Genomic DNA, 20036 nt, shown 5'->3' on the forward strand with positions numbered 1-20036 from the left:
AAGCTGCGCTTCGCCATCCGTGAAGGCGGACGTACCGTCGGTGCCGGCGTCGTCGCCGCCATCATCGAGTGAAGTAGTCACGACGGAATGCGGAAAACCGCATTCCTTTCCGGTGCCGGCGTCGTGGCCACCACCATTGAGTGATAGCGGGGCCTTCGGCTCCGCTGCTCGGGACGTCCGAAAGGGAGCGCGGTGCGCTCCCTTTTTCTTTGGGCTGGCCGGGAGCGGAGCCGAATCGCGGGCCTGCCGCGCCTGCCGCGCCTGCCGCGACGGCCCGTGGGGCTTCGATCCTCAAAGGCGGGTATGCGCCGTGATTGGCGCGTTGCTCCCTCCCCCTGACGGGGGGAGGGCTGGAGTGAGGTCTTCGCGGCACCGCAATGGCGTCACCCCCACCGACCCGCTTCGCGGGCCACCTCTCTCCACGGGGAGAGGGAGGTAAGGGTGGGCTCGGGTGAAGCGCTCACATTGGACGTGCTAGCGTTCGATGCCATCTCGTCGAACGGCTCCTGATGCCCCGCCTCCCGACCCGTCTCCTCTGCCTCGCGCTCGGCGGCCTGCTGCTCATGCTTGCGCCAGCGGCCGCGGCCTGTCCGGAGCTGCCATCCTGCCGCGGCTGCGGCTGCAAGGGCGGGCCGGGCTATCGCGGCCCGGATGGGCGCTGCGTCGGCTTCGCCAACCTTGCCAAGGTGTGCGGCGAGCCGCCGTCGACGCATTGCGTGTTCGAGAACGCTCCCGGCACCGGTGCGAATCGGGAATGTGCGGCGGCACCGCGTCAACGCGGCGCGGCCGGACCCGTAGCGCCCGCTTCCGATGCCGGAGATGTGGAGTGATGCGACTCCCGACGCTTGCCGCTCTTTACATCCTCGCAGCGGATCACTAGGAAGAGCGCCGCCTGCTTCGCGGGCCGTAGGAGTGTAGCTCAACTGGTTAGAGCACCGGTCTCCAAAACCGGGGGTTGGGGGTTCGAGTCCCTCCACTCCTGCCATCGTTCACCGCGACTGGCAGTTCGGGGCGCGTTCCGCCAAAATTGAAGTGGCTTGTGCGGAGGCGAGAGCCCCGGTTTCCGGGCCTGGAACGCGCAGCTTCGGCCGGATGGCGCCGCCGGAAGGGTGGCCAGGCCGGCAGGCCTCCTCGTCGTGAAGCGGGTTTGCTTTGACGAGGGGCGGGTTTGCAGGCTATACGCCCGCGTCGCTCTTTACGAAGGGCGATGCGTGGTTTCTCCCGCATTTTCCGAATTCGCGGTCCGGCCTCTCCTCGCGGGGAGGGCGTCCCGCCCAGAGGCGTTCCGAGACGAGCATGGCGAAGACGAACCCGGTCGAGTTCTTTCAGCAGGTCCGCGCCGAGACGCGCAAGGTCACCTGGCCGACCCGCCGCGAGACGCTGATCACCACGGCGATGGTGTTCGTCATGGTGGTGCTGGCGTCGCTGTTCTTTCTGGTCGCCGACCAGATTCTCAGCTTCGCGGTCGCGCAGCTGCTGCACATCGGTCGCTGAGGATTTCGTCATGGCCAAGCGCTGGTACATCGTCCACGCCTATTCGAACTTCGAGAAGAAGGTTGCCGATTCGATCAAGGAGCAGGCCGCGCAGCGCGGTCTCACCGACCTGTTCGAGCAGGTGCTGGTGCCGATCGAGAAGGTCACCGAGGTGCGCCGCGGCCGCAAGGTCGACGCCGAGCGCAAGTTCTTCCCCGGCTATGTGCTGGTGAAGATGGACCTCACCGACGAGGCCTTCCATCTCATCAAGAACACCCCGAAGGTCACCGGCTTCCTCGGCGCCGACAACAAGCCGATGCCGATCGCCGAAAAAGAGGCGATGCGCATCCTCCAGCAGGTGCAGGAAGGCATCGAGCGGCCGAAGCCTTCGATCAGCTTCGAGGTCGGCGAGACGGTGAAGGTCTCGGACGGCCCGTTCGCCTCGTTCAACGGCATCGTCGAGGAAGTCGACGAGGCCCGCTCCCGCCTCAAGGTGGCGGTGTCGATCTTCGGTCGCGCCACCCCGGTGGAGCTGGAGTTCGGCCAGGTCGAGAAGACCTGATCGCGCTCAAAAGCGGATGTTCCAAAAGGCGCGGCACGGTCCGCGCCTTTTTCGTTTGCGGGGGCGCCGGTGGGGCGGCCCATGCCGCGTGTGTCTTGCCGCGCGCGTCTTGCCGCGAGGGTTGCCGTGGCACACGGTCCCGGGCGCTATAACCGGATAACACCCCGTGGCCCGGCCCCCGTCCTATCCTCTCCTGGCACGCCACAAGGCGGCTCTGGGAGGAAAACATGTCCGGCAAGCGCATCCTGATGATCATCGGCGACTTCGTCGAGGACTACGAGACCATGGTGCCGTTCCAGGCGCTGCTGGCGGTGGGCCACACCGTCCACGCCGTCTGCCCCGACAAGAAGGCCGGCGACAGCGTCGCCACCGCCATCCACGACTTCGAGGGCAACCAGACCTATTCCGAGAAGCGCGGCCACAATTTCACGCTCAATGCCAGCTTCGCCGACATCGATCCGGCCCGCTACGACGCGCTGGTGATTCCCGGCGGCCGGGCGCCGGAATATCTGCGCCTCAACAACCGGGTGGTGGAGATCGTCCGGCACTTCTTCGCGGCGGACAAGCCGGTGGCCGCCATCTGCCACGGCGCGCAGCTGCTCGCCGGTGCGAGGGTGCTGGACGGGCGCACCTGCTCGGCCTATCCCGCCTGCCGCGCCGAGGTGGAGCTCGCCGGCGGCACCTATGCCGACATCGCCATCGACGCGGCGGTGACCGACCGCAACCTCGTCAGCGCGCCCGCCTGGCCGGCGCATCCGGCGTGGATCGCCCAGTTCCTCGTGGTGCTCGGCACCGCCATCAGCCATGGCGAGGCCCGCAAGGCGGCCTGATGCCTCTCCTCCTTCCGCCGGAAGGGCGCCCGGTCTATGATCGGTCCTCCGGCGGATCCCTTTCGGGAGAGATGCGATGTGCAAGCTCTTCATCGAGGCCGATGCACGGCTGTGGCAGACGCGGCTGAAGTCGCTGCGGCTCAACGGCTTCTCCACCAGCGTGCGGCTGGAGAACTTCTACTGGCAGGTGCTGGAAGAGATCGCCCGGCGCGACGGCATGAGCCTGCCGCAGCTGCTGGCCAAGCTGCACGAGGAACTGACCTTCGCGCATGGCGAGGTGGAGAACTTCGCCTCCTTCCTGCGGGTATGCTGCGGCCGCTATCTCGCCTTGCAGCTGGAGGGCGAGGTGCCGCGCGACCTCTCCGCGCCGATCGCCGGGCTCGACGCCGATGCCATCCTCGCGCGCGAGGCGCGCCGCGCGGCAAGGCGGGTACCGCTGCACCCGGCGGTGTGAGGAGGCAGCCCGGGATCTGTCGATGCGACGGCCCCCGGCAGGCAATGCCTTGCCCCCGTCCTTTGCCGTTGTTCCGGTCTCCGCCCTGGCATCGGCGCGGCAAATACCCATATGAGATGACGTCGCTTCACGAGATTGCCCTGCGCCAAGGCCTTTCCCTGGCGGCGATTCTGGTGTAAGCGACCGGATGCATGCTCCAAGAGGGTGTGCCGATCCCCCCAAGGGTCGATCCATCCGCGGGAGGCACGACCGGTTCGCCAGCCGGAGCACGCGTGCCGCGACCGCGACCCGAAAGCCACGTCGCCCACGGCTCGTAGAGGCCGTGCCGGCGTGATTTGCGTTGGTGGCCTGGCAGCCGCTCGCGCAAGCAGGAGCCTTTCATGGCGAAGAAGATTACCGGCTATGTGAAGCTGCAGGTGCCGGCCGGCTCGGCCAACCCGGCCCCGCCGATCGGTCCCGCGCTCGGCCAGCGCGGCCTGAACATCATGGAGTTCTGCAAGGCGTTCAACGCCCAGACCGCCCAGATGGAAAAGGGCATGCCGATCCCCGTCCTGATCACCGCGTATCAGGATCGCTCCTTCACCTTCGAGCTCAAGACCCCCCCGGTCTCCTACTTCCTGAAGAAGGCGGCGGGCCTCGTCACCAAGAAGAAGCCCGGTTCGGGGTCCAAGACCCCCGGCAAGGGCGGCTTCGTCGGCAAGATCTCCCAGGCCCAGATGCAGGAGATCGCCCAGGTGAAGATGAAGGATCTGAACTGCGACACCGTCGAAGCGGCGGTCCGCATGATCGAAGGCTCCGCCCGTTCCATGGGCCTCGAGGTTGTGGGTTGAGCTGATGGCCAAGATTGCAAAGCGTATTCGCGCCACCCGCGAGGGCATTGACCGCCTGAAGCTCTATGGTCTCGACGAGGCCATCGGGCTGCTCAAGGAGCGTGCCACCGCCAAGTTCGACGAGACCATCGAGGTCGCGATCAATCTCGGCGTCGATCCCCGTCATGCCGACCAGATGGTCCGTGGCGTGTGCAACCTGCCGAACGGCTCCGGTCGTACCGTGCGCGTGGCGGTGTTCGCCCGTGGCGCCAAGGCCGACGAGGCCAAGGCGGCGGGCGCCGACATCGTCGGCGCCGAAGACCTGCTGGAGATCGTGCAGGGCGGTACCATCGAGTTCGATCGCTGCATCGCGACCCCGGACCTGATGCCGCTGGTCGGCCGTCTCGGCAAGGTGCTCGGCCCGCGCGGCCTTATGCCGAATCCGAAGGTCGGCACCGTGACCATGGACGTCAAGGGCGCCGTCGAAGCCGCCAAGGGCGGCGCGATCGAGTTCCGCGTCGAGAAGGCCGGCATCATCCACGCCGGCATCGGCAAGGCCTCCTTCGCCGCCGACAAGCTGGCCGAGAACATCCGCGCCTTCGCTGACGCGGTGGTTCGGGCGAAGCCGACCGGCGCCAAGGGCACCTATGTGCAGCGTATCGCGCTGTCCTCGACGATGGGTCCGGGCGTGAAGGTGGAGCCGGCGACGGTTCTGGCCGCCTCCTGACCTTGCGTCGCACGGTCCCGGTCGCGACGGCGTGATCGGGCGAGGGATGGAATTGGTTGGCCCCCGGTGCTATCTGGGGGCTGACAAATCCCATTTGACCCTCTATATGGGCGGTTTCGCCCCTGGCTGTGAGTCGCCTGACTCGTGTCGGGGGCGGTGCTGATGACATTCCAGGCTTTCGTCCGCTAACCCGGACGAAGGGGCCGGTAGGGTTCGCCCTGCCGGCCTAAGTCCTGTCCGAGACTGCAGGTGTCGGCCCGTTTCGGGGCGACCTAATCCCACTCCGGGGCCTGCATAGACGGGGTACGACCGAGAAGAGGGGGCCGGCTCGCCGGCGCTTGAATTTCGGCTCGAACCAGCGCCTTGGCCGGTTTTCCGGTCCCAGGGGACAGGATTTCAACCGCCGTTCCGTCTCCGGATTCGTCCGTCGGCGGGAAGGCAAGGCGCTAACCGGCGGGGTGGGTCACCATCTCGCCACCGGAGAGTAAGTGAAGTGGATCGCGCTCAGAAAGAAGAGCTCGTCACGTCGCTCTCCGAGGTGTTCAAGAACACCTCGGTGGTCGTCGTGGCCCACTATTCCGGCCTCACCGTCGCCCAGATGTCGAACTTGCGTCGGCAGATGAAGGCGAGCGGCGCGACCGTGAAAGTGGCAAAGAACCGCCTCGCGAAGATCGCTCTCGAAGGTTCGGACGTCGCGCATGTCGGCCACCTGCTGAAGGGGCCGACCATCATCGCTTATTCGAGCGATCCTGTTGCGGCTCCGAAGGTTGCCGTCGACTTCGCCAAGGCCCACGACAAGTTCGTGATCCTGGGCGGGGCGTTCGGCGCCACGGCCCTGAACGTGGATGGTGTGAAGGCTCTGGCCACCATGCCGTCCCTTGATGAACTGCGTGCGAAGCTGGTTGGCCTCATCCAGGCCCCGGCGACCAAGATAGCGCAGCTCACCACCGCTCCGGCTGCCAAGCTGGCTCGCGTGTTCGGTGCCTATGCCAAAGAGAACGAAGCCGCGTGAGGCTTCCCGGTAATACTGGTTCGAACCGAAATTCAAGGACTTAGATAAAATGGCTGACCTGTCGAAGCTCGTTGACGAGCTGTCCTCCCTCACCGTCCTCGAGGCCGCCGAGCTCGCGAAGCTCCTCGAAGAGAAGTGGGGCGTTTCCGCCGCTGCCGCCGTCGCGGTTGCCGCTGCCCCGGCCGGCGCTGCCGCTCCGGCCGCCGAAGAGCAGACCGAGTTCACCGTTGTCCTGGCTGCCGCCGGCGACAAGAAGATCGAGGTCATCAAGGAAGTCCGCGCCATCACCGGCCTGGGCCTCAAGGAAGCCAAGGACCTCGTCGAAGGCGCTCCCAAGGCCGTCAAGGAAGGCGTGACCAAGGAAGAAGCCGAGAAGATCAAGGCGCAGATCGAGAAGGCCGGCGCCAAGGTCGAGCTTAAGTGATCTGACGATCATTTCGGGGGCCGCCGGTTCTGCCGGCGGTCCTTCCGCCTTTTGCCCGCAAGGGTTCGGGGCGGAGGAGGCCGGACGGCTTCCCCGACCATCCCGTTCAATCGGGATCGTCGGGCGAGCCGTCGGGCGCGGAAGATGGCACGGGATGCGGCTTGCCGCACGGATGGCCAACTTTTCCGCGACAATGCGTCCTCAACCCGCCGCGCAGCCACGCGCGGGTCACCGGGGCGCTCAGACGGATACTCGGACGGAGCGAGGAGCGACATGGCGCAGACGTTCACCGGTCGTAAGCGGGTCCGCAAGTTTTTCGGCAAGATCCAGGAAGTGGCGGAGATGCCGAACCTCATCGAGGTTCAGAAGGCGTCTTACGACCAGTTCCTGCAGATCGACGAGCCGAAGGGCGGGCGTGCGGACGACGGCATTCAGGCGGTTTTCAAGTCGGTTTTCCCGATCTCGGACTTCTCGGGCGCCGCGATGCTCGAATTCGTCCGCTACGAGTTCGAGCCGCCGAAGTATGACGTGGACGAGTGCCGCCAGCGCGGCATGACCTTCGCCGCGCCGCTGAAGGTAACGCTGCGCCTCATCGTGTTCGATGTCGATCCGGATACCGGCTCCAAGTCCGTCAAGGACATCAAGGAGCAGGATGTCTATATGGGCGACATCCCGCTGATGACGATGAACGGTACCTTCATCGTCAACGGCACCGAGCGCGTCATCGTCTCGCAGATGCACCGCTCGCCGGGCGTGTTCTTCGATCACGACAAGGGCAAGACCCACTCCTCGGGCAAGCTGCTCTTCGCCGCCCGCATCATTCCGTATCGCGGTTCCTGGCTCGACATCGAGTTCGACGCCAAGGACATCGTGTTCGCGCGCATCGACCGTCGCCGCAAGATTCCGGTGACGTCGCTGCTGTTCGCCCTCGGCCTCGACGGGCCGGAAATCCTCAACACCTTCTACGATAGCATCGCCTTCACCCGCACGCGGGACGGCTGGCGCATGCCGTTCGATCCCAAGCGGATGAAGGGCTACAAGGCGGTCGCCGATCTCGTCGACGCCGACACCGGCGAAGTGGTGGTCGAGGCCGGCAAGAAGGTGACGGTGCGCCAGGCGCGCCAGCTCGCCGAGAAGGGCCTCAAGGCGCTCAAGATCTCCGACGAGGAGATGGTCGGCCGCTATGTGGCCGAGGACCTCGTGAACCTCCAGAGCGGCGAGATCTATGTCGAAGCCGGCGAGGAAGTCTCCGAGAAGATGCTGAAGCAGCTCGGCGAGCTCGGCTATGACGAGCTTCCGATCCTCGACATCGACCACGTCAATATCGGCGCCTATATCCGCAACACGCTGGCGGTGGACAAGAACGTCACCCGCGAGGACGCGCTGTTCGACATCTACCGCGTGATGCGTCCCGGCGAGCCGCCGACGCTCGACAGCGCGCAGGCCATGTTCCACTCGCTGTTCTTCGACAGCGAGCGCTACGACCTGTCCGCCGTCGGCCGCGTGAAGATGAACATGCGCCTCGACCTCGACGCCGCCGACACCGTGCGCGTGCTGCGCCGCGAGGACATCCTCGCGGTCATCAGGACGCTGGTCGAGCTGCGCGACGGCAAGGGTGAGATCGACGACATCGACCATCTCGGCAACCGCCGGGTGCGTTCGGTCGGCGAGCTCATGGAGAACCAGTACCGCGTCGGTCTGCTCCGCATGGAGCGCGCCATCAAGGAGCGCATGTCGTCCGTCGACATCGACACCGTGATGCCGCAGGACCTGATCAACGCGAAGCCGGTGGCTGCCGCCGTGCGCGAGTTCTTCGGTTCGTCGCAGCTCTCGCAGTTCATGGACCAGACCAACCCGCTGTCGGAGATCACCCACAAGCGCCGTCTCTCGGCGCTTGGCCCGGGCGGCCTGACGCGCGAGCGTGCCGGCTTCGAGGTGCGCGACGTGCACCCGACGCATTACGGCCGCATCTGCCCGATCGAGACGCCGGAAGGCCCGAACATCGGCCTGATCAATTCGCTGGCGACCTTTGCCCGCGTGAACAAGTACGGCTTCATCGAGGCGCCCTATCGCCGCGTGAAGGACAGCCAGGTCCAGAGCGAAGTGGTCTACCTCTCCGCCATGGAAGAGGGGAAGTACTACGTCGCGCAGGCGAACATCCCGCTGGACGCCGAGGGCCGGTTCACCGAGGACCTGATCGTCTGCCGTCATGCCGGCGACGTGCTCCTCGTCACGCCGGACCGCGTCGACTTCATGGACGTGTCGCCCAAGCAGCTAGTTTCCGTCGCCGCGGCGCTGATCCCGTTCCTCGAGAACGACGACGCCAACCGCGCGCTGATGGGCTCCAACATGCAGCGCCAGGCGGTGCCGCTGGTCCGCGCCGACGCCCCCTTCGTGGGCACCGGCATGGAATCGGTGGTCGCGCGTGACTCCGGTGCCGCCATCGCGGCGCGCCGCACCGGCGTGATCGATCAGGTGGATGCCACCCGTATCGTCATCCGGGCCACGGAAGAGAACGACGCCTCCAAGTCGGGCGTCGATATCTACCGGCTGCAGAAGTTCCAGCGCTCCAACCAGTCGACCTGCATCAACCAGCGTCCGCTGGTGCGCGTCGGCGACGCGGTGCGCAAGGGCGACATCATCGCCGATGGTCCCTCGACCGATCTCGGCGACCTGGCGCTCGGCCGGAACATCCTCGTCGCGTTCATGCCGTGGAACGGCTACAACTTCGAGGACTCCATCCTGCTGTCCGAGAACATCTCGAAGGGCGACATCTTCTCGTCGATCCATATCGAGGAGTTCGAGGTGATGGCCCGCGACACCAAGCTGGGTCCGGAGGAAATCACCCGCGACATCCCCAACGTCTCGGAAGAGGCACTGAAGAATCTCGACGAAGCCGGTATCGTCTATATCGGCGCCGAGGTGCAGGCGGGCGACATCCTCTGCGGCAAGATCACTCCGAAGGGCGAGAGCCCGATGACGCCGGAAGAGAAGCTTCTGCGCGCCATCTTCGGTGAGAAGGCCGCCGACGTGCGCGACACCTCGCTGCGCGTTCCCCCGGGCGTGACCGGTACGGTCGTCGAGGTGCGGGTGTTCAACCGCCACGGCGTCGACAAGGACGAGCGCGCCCAGGCGATCGAGCGCGAGGAGATCGAGCGTCTCGCCAAGGACCGCGACGACGAGCAGGCCATCCTCGACCGCAACGTCTTCGGCCGCCTGGCCGAGATGCTGGACGGCAAGGTCGGCGTCGCCGGCCCGAAGGGCTTCAAGAAGGACACCGGGATCACCCGCACCGTGCTGGCGGACTATCCGCGCAGCCAGTGGTGGATGTTCGCCGTGGCCGACGACCAGCTCATGGGCGAGCTGGAAGCCATGCGCAACCAGTACGACGAATCGAAGAAGCGGCTCGAGCAGCGCTTCCTCGACAAGGTCGAGAAGCTGCAGCGCGGCGACGAGCTGCCCCCGGGCGTGATGAAGATGGTCAAGGTCTTCATCGCCGTGAAGCGCAAGATCCAGCCGGGCGACAAGATGGCCGGCCGGCACGGCAACAAGGGCGTGGTCTCGCGCATCGTCCCGGTCGAGGACATGCCGTTCCTTGAGGACGGTACCCCGGTCGACATGGTGCTCAACCCGCTCGGCGTGCCCTCGCGCATGAACGTCGGCCAGATCCTGGAGACCCATCTGGGCTGGGCCTGCGCCGGCCTCGGCAAGGTCATCGACAACGCGATCGAGCAGTATCGCCGCGCCAATGACGTCGCTCCGCTGAAGAAGGCGTTCGGCGACATCTACGGCAAGGACGAGACCATCGCCTCGCTCGACGAGGAAGGTCTGGTCGAGCTCGGCACCAACCTGCGGCGCGGCGTTCCCATCGCCACGCCGGTGTTCGACGGCGCCCGCGAGGCGGACATCGAGCGCATGCTGGAGCTGGCGGGCCTCGACAAGTCCGCGCAGTCGACGCTGTTCGACGGGCGTACCGGCGAGCAGTTCGACCGTAAGGTCACGGTGGGCTACATCTACATGCTGAAGCTCCACCATTTGGTCGACGACAAGATCCATGCCCGTTCGATCGGTCCGTACTCGCTCGTTACCCAGCAGCCGCTGGGCGGCAAGGCGCAGTTCGGTGGCCAGCGCTTCGGCGAAATGGAGGTGTGGGCGCTCGAGGCGTATGGCGCTGCCTATACGCTGCAGGAGATGCTCACCGTGAAGTCGGACGACGTGGCGGGCCGCACCAAGGTCTACGAGGCCATCGTGCGCGGCGACGACACCTTCGAGGCCGGCATTCCCGAGAGCTTCAACGTGCTCGTGAAGGAAATGCGGTCTCTGGGTCTCAACGTCGAGCTGATGAACTCCAAGACCCATTCCGTGGTCCCGGGCGCCGGCGAGAGCCTGCCCGCCGCCGAATAAGCGGTCTCAACACTCCCCGCGCGGAGGGCCCTCGGCCTTCCGCGCGTTGCTCGCGCGACACGACGTTTTTTGCGACACCAGGCCCCCAGGACATCCGGCCCCGCGACGGCGGCGGCCATGTCGGAGCCGAAGGAGACAGCGATGAATCAAGAGGTGATGAATCTCTTCAATCCGGCGGCCCCCGCGCCGACGTTCGATCAGATCAAGATCTCGATCGCGAGCCCGGAAAAGATCCAGTCCTGGTCCTTCGGCGAGATCAAGAAGCCGGAGACGATCAACTACCGGACCTTTAAGCCGGAGCGCGACGGCCTGTTCTGCGCCCGCATCTTCGGGCCGATCAAGGACTACGAGTGCTTGTGCGGCAAGTACAAGCGCATGAAGTACAAGGGCATCATCTGCGAGAAGTGCGGCGTCGAGGTCACCCTCTCGCGCGTGCGCCGCGAGCGCATGGGCCACATCGAGCTCGCCGCCCCGGTCGCGCATATCTGGTTCCTGAAGTCGCTTCCGAGCCGCATCGGCCTGCTGCTCGACATGACGCTGAAGGACCTCGAGCGCATCCTGTACTTCGAGTACTACTGCGTCATCGAGCCGGGCCTCACCCCGCTGAAGGAGCGTCAGCTCCTCTCGGAAGAGGACTATCTGCGCGCCCAGGAAGAATATGGCGATGACAGCTTCACCGCGCTGATCGGCGCCGAGGCCATTCGCGAGATCCTGCGCGGCATGGACCTCGAGGCGATCGCCGGCAACCTCCGCAAGGAGATCGCCGAGGCGACCACTGAGCTGAAGCCGAAGAAGCTCGCCAAGCGCCTGAAGATCGTGGAGGCCTTCCAGCTCTCGGGCAACCGCCCGGAATGGATGATCCTGACGCATGTTCCGGTGATCCCGCCGGACCTGCGCCCGCTCGTCCCGCTGGACGGCGGCCGCTTCGCGACCTCCGACCTCAACGACCTCTATCGCCGCGTCATCAACCGGAACAACCGCCTGAAGCGGCTGATCGAGCTGAAGGCGCCGGACATCATCATCCGCAACGAGAAGCGCATGCTTCAGGAAGCGGTCGATGCGCTGTTCGACAACGGCCGCCGCGGCCGCGTCATCACCGGCGCCAACAAGCGTCCGCTGAAGTCGCTCGCCGACATGCTGAAGGGCAAGCAGGGCCGGTTCCGCCAGAACCTGCTCGGCAAGCGCGTCGACTATTCCGGTCGTTCGGTGATCGTGGTGGGTCCCGAGCTGAAGCTGCACCAGTGCGGCCTGCCGAAGAAGATGGCGCTGGAGCTGTTCAAGCCGTTCATCTATTCGCGGCTCGACGCCAAGGGTCTGTCCGCCACCGTGAAGCAGGCGAAGAAGCTCGTCGAGAAGGAGCGTCCCGAGGTGTGGGACATCCTCGACGAGGTGATCCGCGAGCATCCGGTGATGCTGAACCGCGCCCCGACGCTGCACCGCCTCGGCATCCAGGCCTTCGAGCCGGTGCTGATCGAGGGCAAGGCGATCCAGCTGCATCCGCTGGTCTGCTCGGCCTTCAACGCCGACTTCGACGGTGACCAGATGGCCGTGCACGTGCCACTGTCCATCGAGGCGCAGCTCGAAGCCCGCGTGCTGATGATGTCGACCAACAACATCCTGCACCCGGCGAACGGCGCGCCGATCATCGTGCCGTCGCAGGACATCGTGCTCGGCCTCTACTACCTCACCATGATGCGCGAGGGTGAGCCCGGCGAGGGCATGGCCTTCGCCAATATGGGCGAGATCGACCACGCGCTCGCCGCCAAGGCCATCACCCTGCACACCAAGGTGAAGGGCCGCTATATCGGCGTCGACGAGAACGGCAACCAGGCCTCGAAGATCTACGAGACCACGCCGGGTCGCATGAAGCTGGGCGAGCTGCTGCCGAAGACCGCGAAGACTCCTTACGACGTCGTCAACAAGCTGATGACGAAGAAGGAGATCTCGAACATGATCGACACCGTCTACCGCCATTGCGGTCAGAAGGAGACGGTCATCTTCTGCGACCGGATCATGACGCTCGGCTTCTCCAACGCCTTCCGCGCCGGCATCTCGTTCGGCAAGGACGACATGGTGGTGCCCTCCAAGAAGTGGGACATGGTCGAAGAGACCCGTGCGCTCACCAAGGAGTACGAGCAGCAGTACAATGACGGCCTGATCACCCAGGGCGAGAAGTACAACAAGGTCGTCGACGCCTGGGGCAAGTGCTCCGCGCGCCTCGCCGACGAGATGATGGCCGAGATCTCGGCGGTGAAGAAGGACCCGAAGACGGGTCGCGAGAAGCAGATCAACTCGATCTACATGATGGCCCACTCGGGTGCTCGTGGTTCGCGCGAACAGATGCGCCAGCTTGCCGCCATGCGCGGCCTGATGGCCAAGCCGTCGGGCGAGATCATCGAGACGCCGATCATCTCGAACTTCAAGGAAGGCCTGTCCGTGCTCGAGTACTTCAACTCGACCCACGGTGCCCGTAAGGGTCTGGCCGACACCGCGCTGAAGACCGCGAACTCCGGCTACCTGACCCGTCGTCTCGTCGACGTGGCGCAGGACAGCATCATCACCCTGCGGGACTGCGGCACGACCAACGGCATCGGCATGCGTGCCATCGTCGATGCCGGCAACATCGTCGCGACGCTCGGCTCGCGCGTTCTCGGCCGCACCGCGGCGGAGGACGTGATCGAGGCGGCGACCGGCAATGTCATCGTGCCGGCCGGCCACATGATGGACGAGGCGGATGTCGAGCGCATCGCCAAGGCCGGCGTGCAGGAGATCAAGATCCGCTCCGTGCTGACCTGCGAGGCCAAGAGCGGCGTCTGCGGCACCTGCTACGGACGCGATCTTGCCCGCGGCACCCCGGTGAATATGGGCGAAGCGGTCGGCGTCATCGCAGCGCAGTCGATCGGCGAGCCGGGTACCCAGCTCACCATGCGTACCTTCCATATCGGTGGTGCGGCGCAGCTCTCCGAGCAGTCCTTCATCGAGGCCTCCTTCGAGGGCACGGTGAAGATCCGCAACCGTAACGTGGTGCGGAACTCGGACGGTGAACTGATCGCGATGAACCGCAACCTCTCCGTGGTGATCCTCGATCACGATGGCAGCGAGCGCGCGTCGCACCGCATCCAGTTCGGCGCCAAACTGAAGGTGGACGAGGGCGATCCGATCAAGCGCGGCCAGCGCATCGCCGAGTGGGATCCCTATACCCGCCCGATCCTCACCGAAGTCGAGGGCTGGGTCGGCTACGAGGATCTGGTCGAAGGCGCGTCGCTGAGCGAGACGGTCGACGAGTCGACCGGCATCGCCAAGCGCGTGGTTACCGACTGGCGGACCGGCCGTGGCTCGGAACTGCGTCCGGCGATGGTGGTGAAGACCTCCGACGGCAAGGTGCTGAAGCTGCAGCGCGGCGGCGACGCCCGCTACACGCTGCCGGTGGACGCGATCATCTCGGTCGATCCGAACACCACGGTGAAGGCCGGCGACGCGCTCGCCCGTGTGCCGATGGAGAGCGCCAAGACCCGCGACATCACCGGCGGTCTGCCGCGGGTGGCGGAGCTGTTCGAGGCGCGGCGGCCGAAGGATGCGGCGATCATCGCCGAGATCGCCGGCACCATCCGCTTCGGCAAGGACTACAAGAACAAGCGCCGCCTCACCATCGAGCCGCAGGACTCGACGGATGATCCGGTCGAGTACCTGATCCCGAAGGGCAAGCACATCCATCTGCAGGATGGCGACCTCGTCGAGAAGGGCGACTTCATCGTCGACGGCAACCCGGCGCCGCACGACATTCTGGCGATCAAGGGCGTCGAGGAACTCGCCGCCTATCTGGTCAATGAGATCCAGGAGGTCTACCGGCTGCAGGGCGTGCTCATCAACGACAAGCACATCGAGGTGATTGTTCGCCAGATGCTGCAGAAGGTTGAGATCGACGATCAGGGCGACAGCGACCTGCTCACCAACGAGCAGGTGGATGTCTCCGAGCTCGACGAGATCAACGAGAAGCTGATCGCGGAAGGCAAGAAGCCGGCGTCGGGCCATCCCGTGCTGCTCGGCATCACCAAGGCGTCGCTGCAGACGCGCTCCTTCATCTCGGCCGCCTCCTTCCAGGAGACGACCCGGGTGCTCACCGAGGCGGCGGTCAACGGCAAGGCCGACGACCTTGGCGGCCTGAAGGAGAACGTCATCGTCGGCCGGCTGATCCCGGCCGGCACCGGTGCCCAGATGTCGAAGCTGCGGGTGACCGCGACGTCGCGCGACGAGTTGATCCTCGCCCAGAACGAGCAGGATGCCGGCGTGACCGTGGCGCCGGCGCTGGAAGGCCCGGCGGAGTGATCCACCGGCGCCCGCGTCTGGGTCTCTGAGATGAAAAGGCCGCCCCTCGGGGCGGCCTTTTTGCTTTTCGACCCGTGAAGAAGGGGCGGGAGCTGGTCCTAAGGGAAGGGCGCCGGCGGGCGCGTCAATCCCCTGGCCTCGGTGAATATCGCCGCCATGAGCGCTCCTCGCGGCGAGGCGAGGCTACCCTGAGCTCCGTTGACGGTCGTTCCGCGCGGGCGGGTGTATCGATCGAGGGGATGACCTTTGGCGGCAGAGGGCTGGCCGTCTCGGCGCGGCGGGCTCCATCGGCCTCCACATGCAAAAGGGCCGCCCCTCGGGACGGCCCTTCGGTGTCACCGGAGGCTACAGCTCAGGCGATGATCAGCCTGACATCGAGGCCGTTGCGGGTCGCGTGGGAATAGGGGCAGACAATGTGGGCGCGGGCGACGAGGTCCTCGGCAACCGAACGCTCGACGCCGGGCAGCGCGATGGTGAGGGCGACATCAAGGCCGAACCCGGTACCGTCGTCGCGCGGGCCGATGCCGACATCGGCGGTCACCGTGCTGTCGTCGGCAATCTTCACCTTTTGCTGGCTGGCGACGAACTTCAGCGCGCCGAGGAAGCAGGCCGAGTAGCCGGAGGCGAACAACTGCTCGGGATTGTTGCCTTCGCCGCCCGGGCCGCCCAGCTCCTTCGGCGTGACCAGCGTCACCTTGAACGCGCCGTCCGTGGTGGCCGCCGAGCCGGTACGTCCGCCAGTGGCCGTCGCCTGGGTCTTGTAGAGAACCTTCATGATCGTCGCTCCGCCTGATAGTCGGGTTGAAATCCAATCGAGCGATAAAATATCGCGTACGATATAAAATCTGATATCCGCCCTTTGGATCATTGTCCAGCGAAAATTTATCGCGATAACAATTTGGGACGTAACGAGCTGGGCTGTGGTCCGCGAACGGCGGGAGGGGCGAGGTATGGACGAGGACGATCGGTTGCGGCTGGATTCGCAATTCTGCTTCGCGGTCTATTCCGCGGCACATGCGGTGATGCGGGCCTACCGGCCGCTGCTCGAGCCGCTCGGCCTGACCTACCCGCAATATCTCGTCATGCTGGTGCTGTGGGAGGAGGGCGCCCAGACGGTTGGCGGCATCGCCGACCGTCTGATGCTGGAATCGAGCACGCTCACCCCCTTGCTCAAGCGGCTGGAGGCGATGGGCTTCGCCCAGCGCCGGCGCAACCCGGACAATGAGCGTCAACTCATCGTGAGTCTCACGCCGGCGGGAACTGAGCTCAAGACGAAGGCCGCGGCGATTCCCCCGCAGATCCTCGCCTGCTCGGGCAAGGACGCAGCGGAACTGGCGAATCTGCGCGCAGCGATGACCGGCATCCGCGAATCCTTCGCCACGGCCCGCGTCGTACGGCGGTCGGTCGGCGAGGGGGAGGAAGCCTGAGCGGGGCTTCCACGACCGGCTTATGCTTAATAAAAGGTAACTGGCGGGCCGATCCGGCCCCGAAGCCCCGCGATTACACGCTTTCACACTTGACGAAGGGCGAGTCGGCGCGTAGAAGGCGCGGACTTTCACGGCAGGCAGGTCGGAATTGCCGTGTCGGGGCGCCTAGCCCGGACAGAGAATTCCGAGACGCTGCCGGAACGCAAGCATGAACTATCAGGCGCATGATCGCGCAAGTGGCCGAAAGGTCCGCGTGATCCTCTGAACGGCAAGCGCCCTCGGCCAGTATCTGGCCGGCGGCGCTTCTTTCGTTCGCAGGTTGCTCTTGTGAGTCGGCCTAGCCGGCGCATGCGAAATGTTCCGATCTGTCGAGAGAGGCAATTCATGCGGTTGCGGCCGCGGAAATAGGTTAGCGCCGGGCATCCTGCCCCCAGCGCAAGCGAAGGCGAGAAGTCGTGCCGACGATCAACCAACTCATCCGCAAGCCGCGGGAAGCCCAAAAGGCCCGGAACAAGGTTCCGGCCCTGCAGGCTAGCCCGCAGAAGCGCGGCGTTTGCACCCGCGTGTACACCACGACCCCGAAGAAGCCGAACTCGGCGCTTCGTAAGGTCGCCAAGGTTCGTCTGACCAATGGCTATGAAGTCATCGGTTACATCCCTGGCGAAGGTCACAACCTTCAGGAGCACTCCGTGGTGATGATCCGCGGCGGCCGCGTGAAGGACCTTCCGGGCGTGCGCTACCACATCCTGCGCGGCGTGCTCGATACCCAGGGCGTCAAGAATCGTAAGCAGCGCCGTTCGAAGTACGGCGCCAAGCGGCCGAAGTGAGGAACTGAACGATGTCCCGTCGCCACCGCGCAGAGCGTCGCGAAGTCACTCCCGATCCGAAGTTCGGGAGCGAAGTGCTGAGCCGCTTCATGAATGCCATCATGTATGACGGCAAGAAGTCGGTCGCCGAGCAGATCGTCTATGGCGCTTTCGATATCGTCGAAACGCGCGCCAAGTCGGAGCCGCTGGGCGTGTTCACCCAGGCGCTCGACAACGTGTCGCCGGCCATCGAAGTGCGGTCGCGTCGCGTCGGCGGCGCCACCTACCAGGTGCCGGTCGAGGTTCGCCCTGAGCGTCGTCAGGCGCTGGCGATCCGCTGGCTGATCATTGCGGCTCGTGCCCGCAACGAGAAGACCATGGTCGAGCGTCTGTCCGGCGAGCTGCTGGACGCCTCGAACAACCGCGGCACCGCCGTGAAGAAACGTGAAGACACCCACCGCATGGCGGAGGCGAACCGCGCCTTCTCTCACTACCGCTGGTGATGACGAGAGCCGGGACGAGGATCTGATATGTCGCGCACGCACGCTATCGAGGACTACCGCAACTTCGGCATCATGGCCCACATCGATGCCGGCAAGACCACGACCACTGAGCGGATCCTCTACTACACCGGCAAGAGCCACAAGATCGGCGAAGTCCATGACGGCGCCGCCACCATGGACTGGATGACCCAGGAGCAGGAGCGCGGCATCACCATCACGTCCGCCGCGACGACCGCTTTCTGGCACGGCAAGCGCCTGAACATCATCGACACCCCCGGCCACGTCGACTTCACCATCGAAGTCGAGCGTTCGCTGCGCGTGCTCGACGGCGCCGTGTGCGTGCTCGATGGCAACCAGGGCGTCGAGCCGCAGACCGAGACCGTGTGGCGCCAGGCCGACAAGTACAACGTGCCGCGCATCGTGTTCGTCAACAAGATGGACAAGACTGGCGCCGACTTCTTCCGCTGCGTCGAGATGATCATCGACCGCGTGGACGGCAAGCCGGTTTGCTGCCAGCTGCCGATCGGTTCCGAGAACAACTTCAAGGGCATCATCGACCTCGTCCGCATGAAGGCGGTCGTGTGGGACAATGAAGAGCTCGGCGCGAAGTATCACGACGAAGAGATCCCGGCCGAACTGGCCGAGCAGGCGCTCGAATATCGCGGCAAGCTGCTCGAGGCGGCGGTCGAGCTCGACGACGATGTGCTGACGGCTTATCTCGACGGCGTCGAGCCGGACGAGGCGACCCTGAAGGGCCTGATCCGCAAGGCGGTGATCGGTCGCGTGTTCAACCCGGTGTTCTGTGGCTCGGCCTTCAAGAACAAGGGTGTGCAGCCGCTGCTCGACGCCGTGTGCGACTTTCTGCCGTCGCCGATCGATCGCGGTGCGATCAAGGGCATCGACTTCGACACCGAGGAAGAGACCGTCCGCAACCCGAACGATAGCGATCCGCTGTCGGTTCTGGCGTTCAAGATCATGGACGACCCCTTCGTCGGCACCATCACCTTCTGCCGCATCTATTCGGGCAAGCTCGAGACCGGCATGGGTCTCCTGAACTCGACCCGCGACAAGAAGGAGCGCGTCGGTCGCATGCTGCTCATGCATGCGAACAACCGCGAAGACATCAAGGAAGCCTATGCCGGCGACATCGTCGCTCTGGCCGGCCTGAAGGAAGTCCGCACCGGCGATACGCTGTGCGACCCCGCCAAGCCGGTGATCCTCGAGAAGATGGAGTTCCCGGAACCCGTCATCGAGATCGCGATCGAGCCGAAGTCCAAGGCCGACCAGGAGAAGCTGGGTCTCGCCCTCGCCAAGCTGGCAGCGGAAGATCCGTCGTTCCGCGTGTCGACCGATTTCGAGAGCGGCCAGACCATCCTCAAGGGCATGGGCGAACTGCACCTCGACATCAAGGTCGACATCCTGAAGCGCACCTACAAGGTCGATGCCAACATCGGCGCGCCGCAGGTGGCCTATCGCGAGACGATCACCCGCAAGACCGAGGTGGACTACACCCACAAGAAGCAGACCGGTGGTACCGGCCAGTTCGCGCGGGTGAAGTTCATCGTCGAGCCGAATGAAGTCGGCAAGGGCTTCGCCTTCGAGAGCAAGATCATCGGCGGCGCGGTGCCGAAGGAATATATCCCCGGCGTCAACAAGGGCCTGGAGAGCGTGCTCGGAGCGGGTGTTCTCGCCGGCTTCCCGGTGGTGGACGTCAAGGTCGAGCTGATCGACGGCGCCTATCACGAAGTCGACTCGTCGGCTCTCGCCTTCGAAATCGCCTCGCGTGCGGCGTTCCGTGAAGCCCTGCAGAAGGGTGGCGCGGTGCTCCTCGAGCCGATCATGAAGGTCGAGGTTGTGACCCCGGAAGACTACACCGGCTCGGTCATCGGCGACCTCAACTCCCGCCGCGGCCAGATTCAGGGGCAGGACATGCGTGGCAATGCGAACGTCGTGAACGCGATGGTGCCGCTCGCCAACATGTTCGGCTACGTCAATACGCTCCGGTCCTTCTCGCAGGGCCGCGCGACCTTCACCATGCAGTTCGACCACTACGAGCAGGTGCCGTCGAACGTCGCTCAGGAGGTTCAGGCCAAGTACGCGTGACGCTGACTTGATCTGATAAATGGGGCTAGCCAACGGGTTAGCTCCAGCCTTTCGAGTGATTTCGTATCAACATTGAATACCGACCGACGGAGAGCCCCGTGGCCAAAGAGAAGTTCAACCGTTCGAAGCCTCACTGCAACATTGGGACGATCGGCCATGTTGACCATGGCAAGACG

At 65.2% G+C, this 20036-nt stretch carries 15 protein-coding genes, 1 tRNA gene and 1 pseudogene; 16 read left to right on the plus strand and 1 reads right to left on the minus strand.

Features of this window, described 5'->3' with window-relative positions:
- The 12 genes and pseudogenes from LGR54_RS25370 to rpoC form a co-directional block, all read left to right on the plus strand.
- Window positions 1-72, plus strand: a pseudogene (locus LGR54_RS25370) (elongation factor Tu); the annotation flags it as partial.
- A gap of 836 nt (window positions 73-908) precedes the next feature.
- Window positions 909-985 (plus strand) — tRNA-Trp (locus LGR54_RS25375).
- A 311-nt stretch (window positions 986-1296) separates the two neighbouring features.
- Window positions 1297-1494, plus strand: coding sequence for a preprotein translocase subunit SecE (gene secE / locus LGR54_RS25380; RefSeq protein ID WP_230364746.1), 198 nt, complete (start codon window positions 1297-1299; stop codon window positions 1492-1494).
- A 10-nt stretch (window positions 1495-1504) separates the two neighbouring features.
- The gene (nusG, locus tag LGR54_RS25385) at window positions 1505-2035 is read left to right on the plus strand and encodes a transcription termination/antitermination protein NusG (RefSeq protein WP_230364747.1); all 531 of its coding nucleotides are present in this window, start codon (window positions 1505-1507) and stop codon (window positions 2033-2035) included.
- A gap of 227 nt (window positions 2036-2262) precedes the next feature.
- Window positions 2263-2865, plus strand: a complete 603-nt coding sequence (locus LGR54_RS25390; RefSeq protein ID WP_230364748.1) for a DJ-1/PfpI family protein — start codon at window positions 2263-2265, stop codon at window positions 2863-2865.
- 76 nt (window positions 2866-2941) lie between these two features.
- Entirely contained in the window at window positions 2942-3319 is a 378-nt protein-coding gene (locus LGR54_RS25395) for a ribbon-helix-helix domain-containing protein (RefSeq protein WP_230364749.1), read from the plus strand.
- 380 nt (window positions 3320-3699) lie between these two features.
- The gene (gene rplK / locus LGR54_RS25400) at window positions 3700-4149 is read left to right on the plus strand and encodes a 50S ribosomal protein L11 (protein ID WP_213367147.1); all 450 of its coding nucleotides are present in this window, start codon (window positions 3700-3702) and stop codon (window positions 4147-4149) included.
- 4 nt (window positions 4150-4153) lie between these two features.
- The gene (gene rplA / locus LGR54_RS25405; protein ID WP_230364750.1) at window positions 4154-4855 is read left to right on the plus strand and encodes a 50S ribosomal protein L1; all 702 of its coding nucleotides are present in this window, start codon (window positions 4154-4156) and stop codon (window positions 4853-4855) included.
- Between the two features lie 493 nt (window positions 4856-5348).
- Entirely contained in the window at window positions 5349-5867 is a 519-nt protein-coding gene (gene rplJ / locus LGR54_RS25410; protein ID WP_213367151.1) for a 50S ribosomal protein L10, read from the plus strand.
- 49 nt (window positions 5868-5916) lie between these two features.
- Window positions 5917-6291, plus strand: a complete 375-nt coding sequence (gene rplL, locus LGR54_RS25415) for a 50S ribosomal protein L7/L12 (protein WP_214010061.1) — start codon at window positions 5917-5919, stop codon at window positions 6289-6291.
- A 273-nt stretch (window positions 6292-6564) separates the two neighbouring features.
- Window positions 6565-10695 (plus strand): DNA-directed RNA polymerase subunit beta, encoded by a 4131-nt coding sequence (rpoB, locus tag LGR54_RS25420; RefSeq protein WP_230364751.1) that lies wholly within the window; start codon window positions 6565-6567, stop codon window positions 10693-10695.
- A gap of 141 nt (window positions 10696-10836) precedes the next feature.
- Window positions 10837-15021: a DNA-directed RNA polymerase subunit beta' gene (rpoC, locus tag LGR54_RS25425; RefSeq protein WP_230364752.1), complete on the plus strand. Its 4185-nt coding sequence runs from the start codon at window positions 10837-10839 to the stop codon at window positions 15019-15021.
- 352 nt (window positions 15022-15373) lie between these two features.
- Here rpoC and LGR54_RS25430 read toward each other — a convergent pair whose 3' ends face one another.
- Window positions 15374-15796 carry an organic hydroperoxide resistance protein gene (locus tag LGR54_RS25430; RefSeq protein WP_230364753.1) on the minus strand — a complete coding sequence of 141 codons (423 nt, stop codon included), beginning with the start codon at window positions 15794-15796 and terminating at the stop codon, window positions 15374-15376.
- 175 nt (window positions 15797-15971) lie between these two features.
- Here LGR54_RS25430 and LGR54_RS25435 point away from each other — a divergent pair, with 175 nt between their 5' ends.
- The 4 genes from LGR54_RS25435 to fusA all read left to right on the plus strand — a co-directional run bounded on the left by LGR54_RS25435 (window position 15972) and on the right by fusA (window position 19860).
- On the plus strand, window positions 15972-16448 hold the full coding sequence (locus LGR54_RS25435; protein WP_230364754.1) for a MarR family winged helix-turn-helix transcriptional regulator: 477 nt from the start codon (window positions 15972-15974) through the stop codon (window positions 16446-16448).
- A gap of 455 nt (window positions 16449-16903) precedes the next feature.
- Window positions 16904-17275: a 30S ribosomal protein S12 gene (rpsL, locus tag LGR54_RS25440; RefSeq protein WP_018390597.1), complete on the plus strand. Its 372-nt coding sequence runs from the start codon at window positions 16904-16906 to the stop codon at window positions 17273-17275.
- Between the two features lie 11 nt (window positions 17276-17286).
- The gene (gene rpsG, locus LGR54_RS25445; protein WP_230364755.1) at window positions 17287-17757 is read left to right on the plus strand and encodes a 30S ribosomal protein S7; all 471 of its coding nucleotides are present in this window, start codon (window positions 17287-17289) and stop codon (window positions 17755-17757) included.
- 27 nt (window positions 17758-17784) lie between these two features.
- Complete coding sequence (gene fusA / locus LGR54_RS25450; RefSeq protein ID WP_230364756.1) at window positions 17785-19860, plus strand: elongation factor G; 2076 nt, start codon at window positions 17785-17787, stop codon at window positions 19858-19860.
- Window positions 19861-20036 lie beyond the last annotated feature (176 nt).

The organism is Ancylobacter sp. Lp-2 (assembly GCF_020523795.1).
Classification (GTDB): Bacteria; Pseudomonadota; Alphaproteobacteria; order Rhizobiales; family Xanthobacteraceae; genus Ancylobacter.

Excerpts from the sequence above, each read along its gene's own strand:
- fusA (WP_230364756.1), top strand. The coding sequence starts at position 17,785 with ATGTCGCGCACGCACGCTATCGAGGACTACCGCAACTTCGGCATCATG.
- rplK (WP_213367147.1), top strand. The coding sequence starts at position 3,700 with ATGGCGAAGAAGATTACCGGCTATGTGAAGCTGCAGGTGCCGGCCGGC.
- rplA (WP_230364750.1), top strand. The coding sequence starts at position 4,154 with ATGGCCAAGATTGCAAAGCGTATTCGCGCCACCCGCGAGGGCATTGAC.
- rpoB (WP_230364751.1), top strand. The coding sequence starts at position 6,565 with ATGGCGCAGACGTTCACCGGTCGTAAGCGGGTCCGCAAGTTTTTCGGC.
- LGR54_RS25390 (WP_230364748.1), top strand. The coding sequence starts at position 2,263 with ATGTCCGGCAAGCGCATCCTGATGATCATCGGCGACTTCGTCGAGGAC.
- nusG (WP_230364747.1), top strand. The coding sequence starts at position 1,505 with ATGGCCAAGCGCTGGTACATCGTCCACGCCTATTCGAACTTCGAGAAG.
- LGR54_RS25435 (WP_230364754.1), top strand. The coding sequence starts at position 15,972 with ATGGACGAGGACGATCGGTTGCGGCTGGATTCGCAATTCTGCTTCGCG.
- rpsG (WP_230364755.1), top strand. The coding sequence starts at position 17,287 with ATGTCCCGTCGCCACCGCGCAGAGCGTCGCGAAGTCACTCCCGATCCG.
- secE (WP_230364746.1), top strand. The coding sequence starts at position 1,297 with ATGGCGAAGACGAACCCGGTCGAGTTCTTTCAGCAGGTCCGCGCCGAG.
- LGR54_RS25395 (WP_230364749.1), top strand. The coding sequence starts at position 2,942 with ATGTGCAAGCTCTTCATCGAGGCCGATGCACGGCTGTGGCAGACGCGG.
- rplL (WP_214010061.1), top strand. The coding sequence starts at position 5,917 with ATGGCTGACCTGTCGAAGCTCGTTGACGAGCTGTCCTCCCTCACCGTC.
- LGR54_RS25430 (WP_230364753.1), bottom strand. The coding sequence starts at position 15,796 with ATGAAGGTTCTCTACAAGACCCAGGCGACGGCCACTGGCGGACGTACC.
- rpoC (WP_230364752.1), top strand. The coding sequence starts at position 10,837 with ATGAATCAAGAGGTGATGAATCTCTTCAATCCGGCGGCCCCCGCGCCG.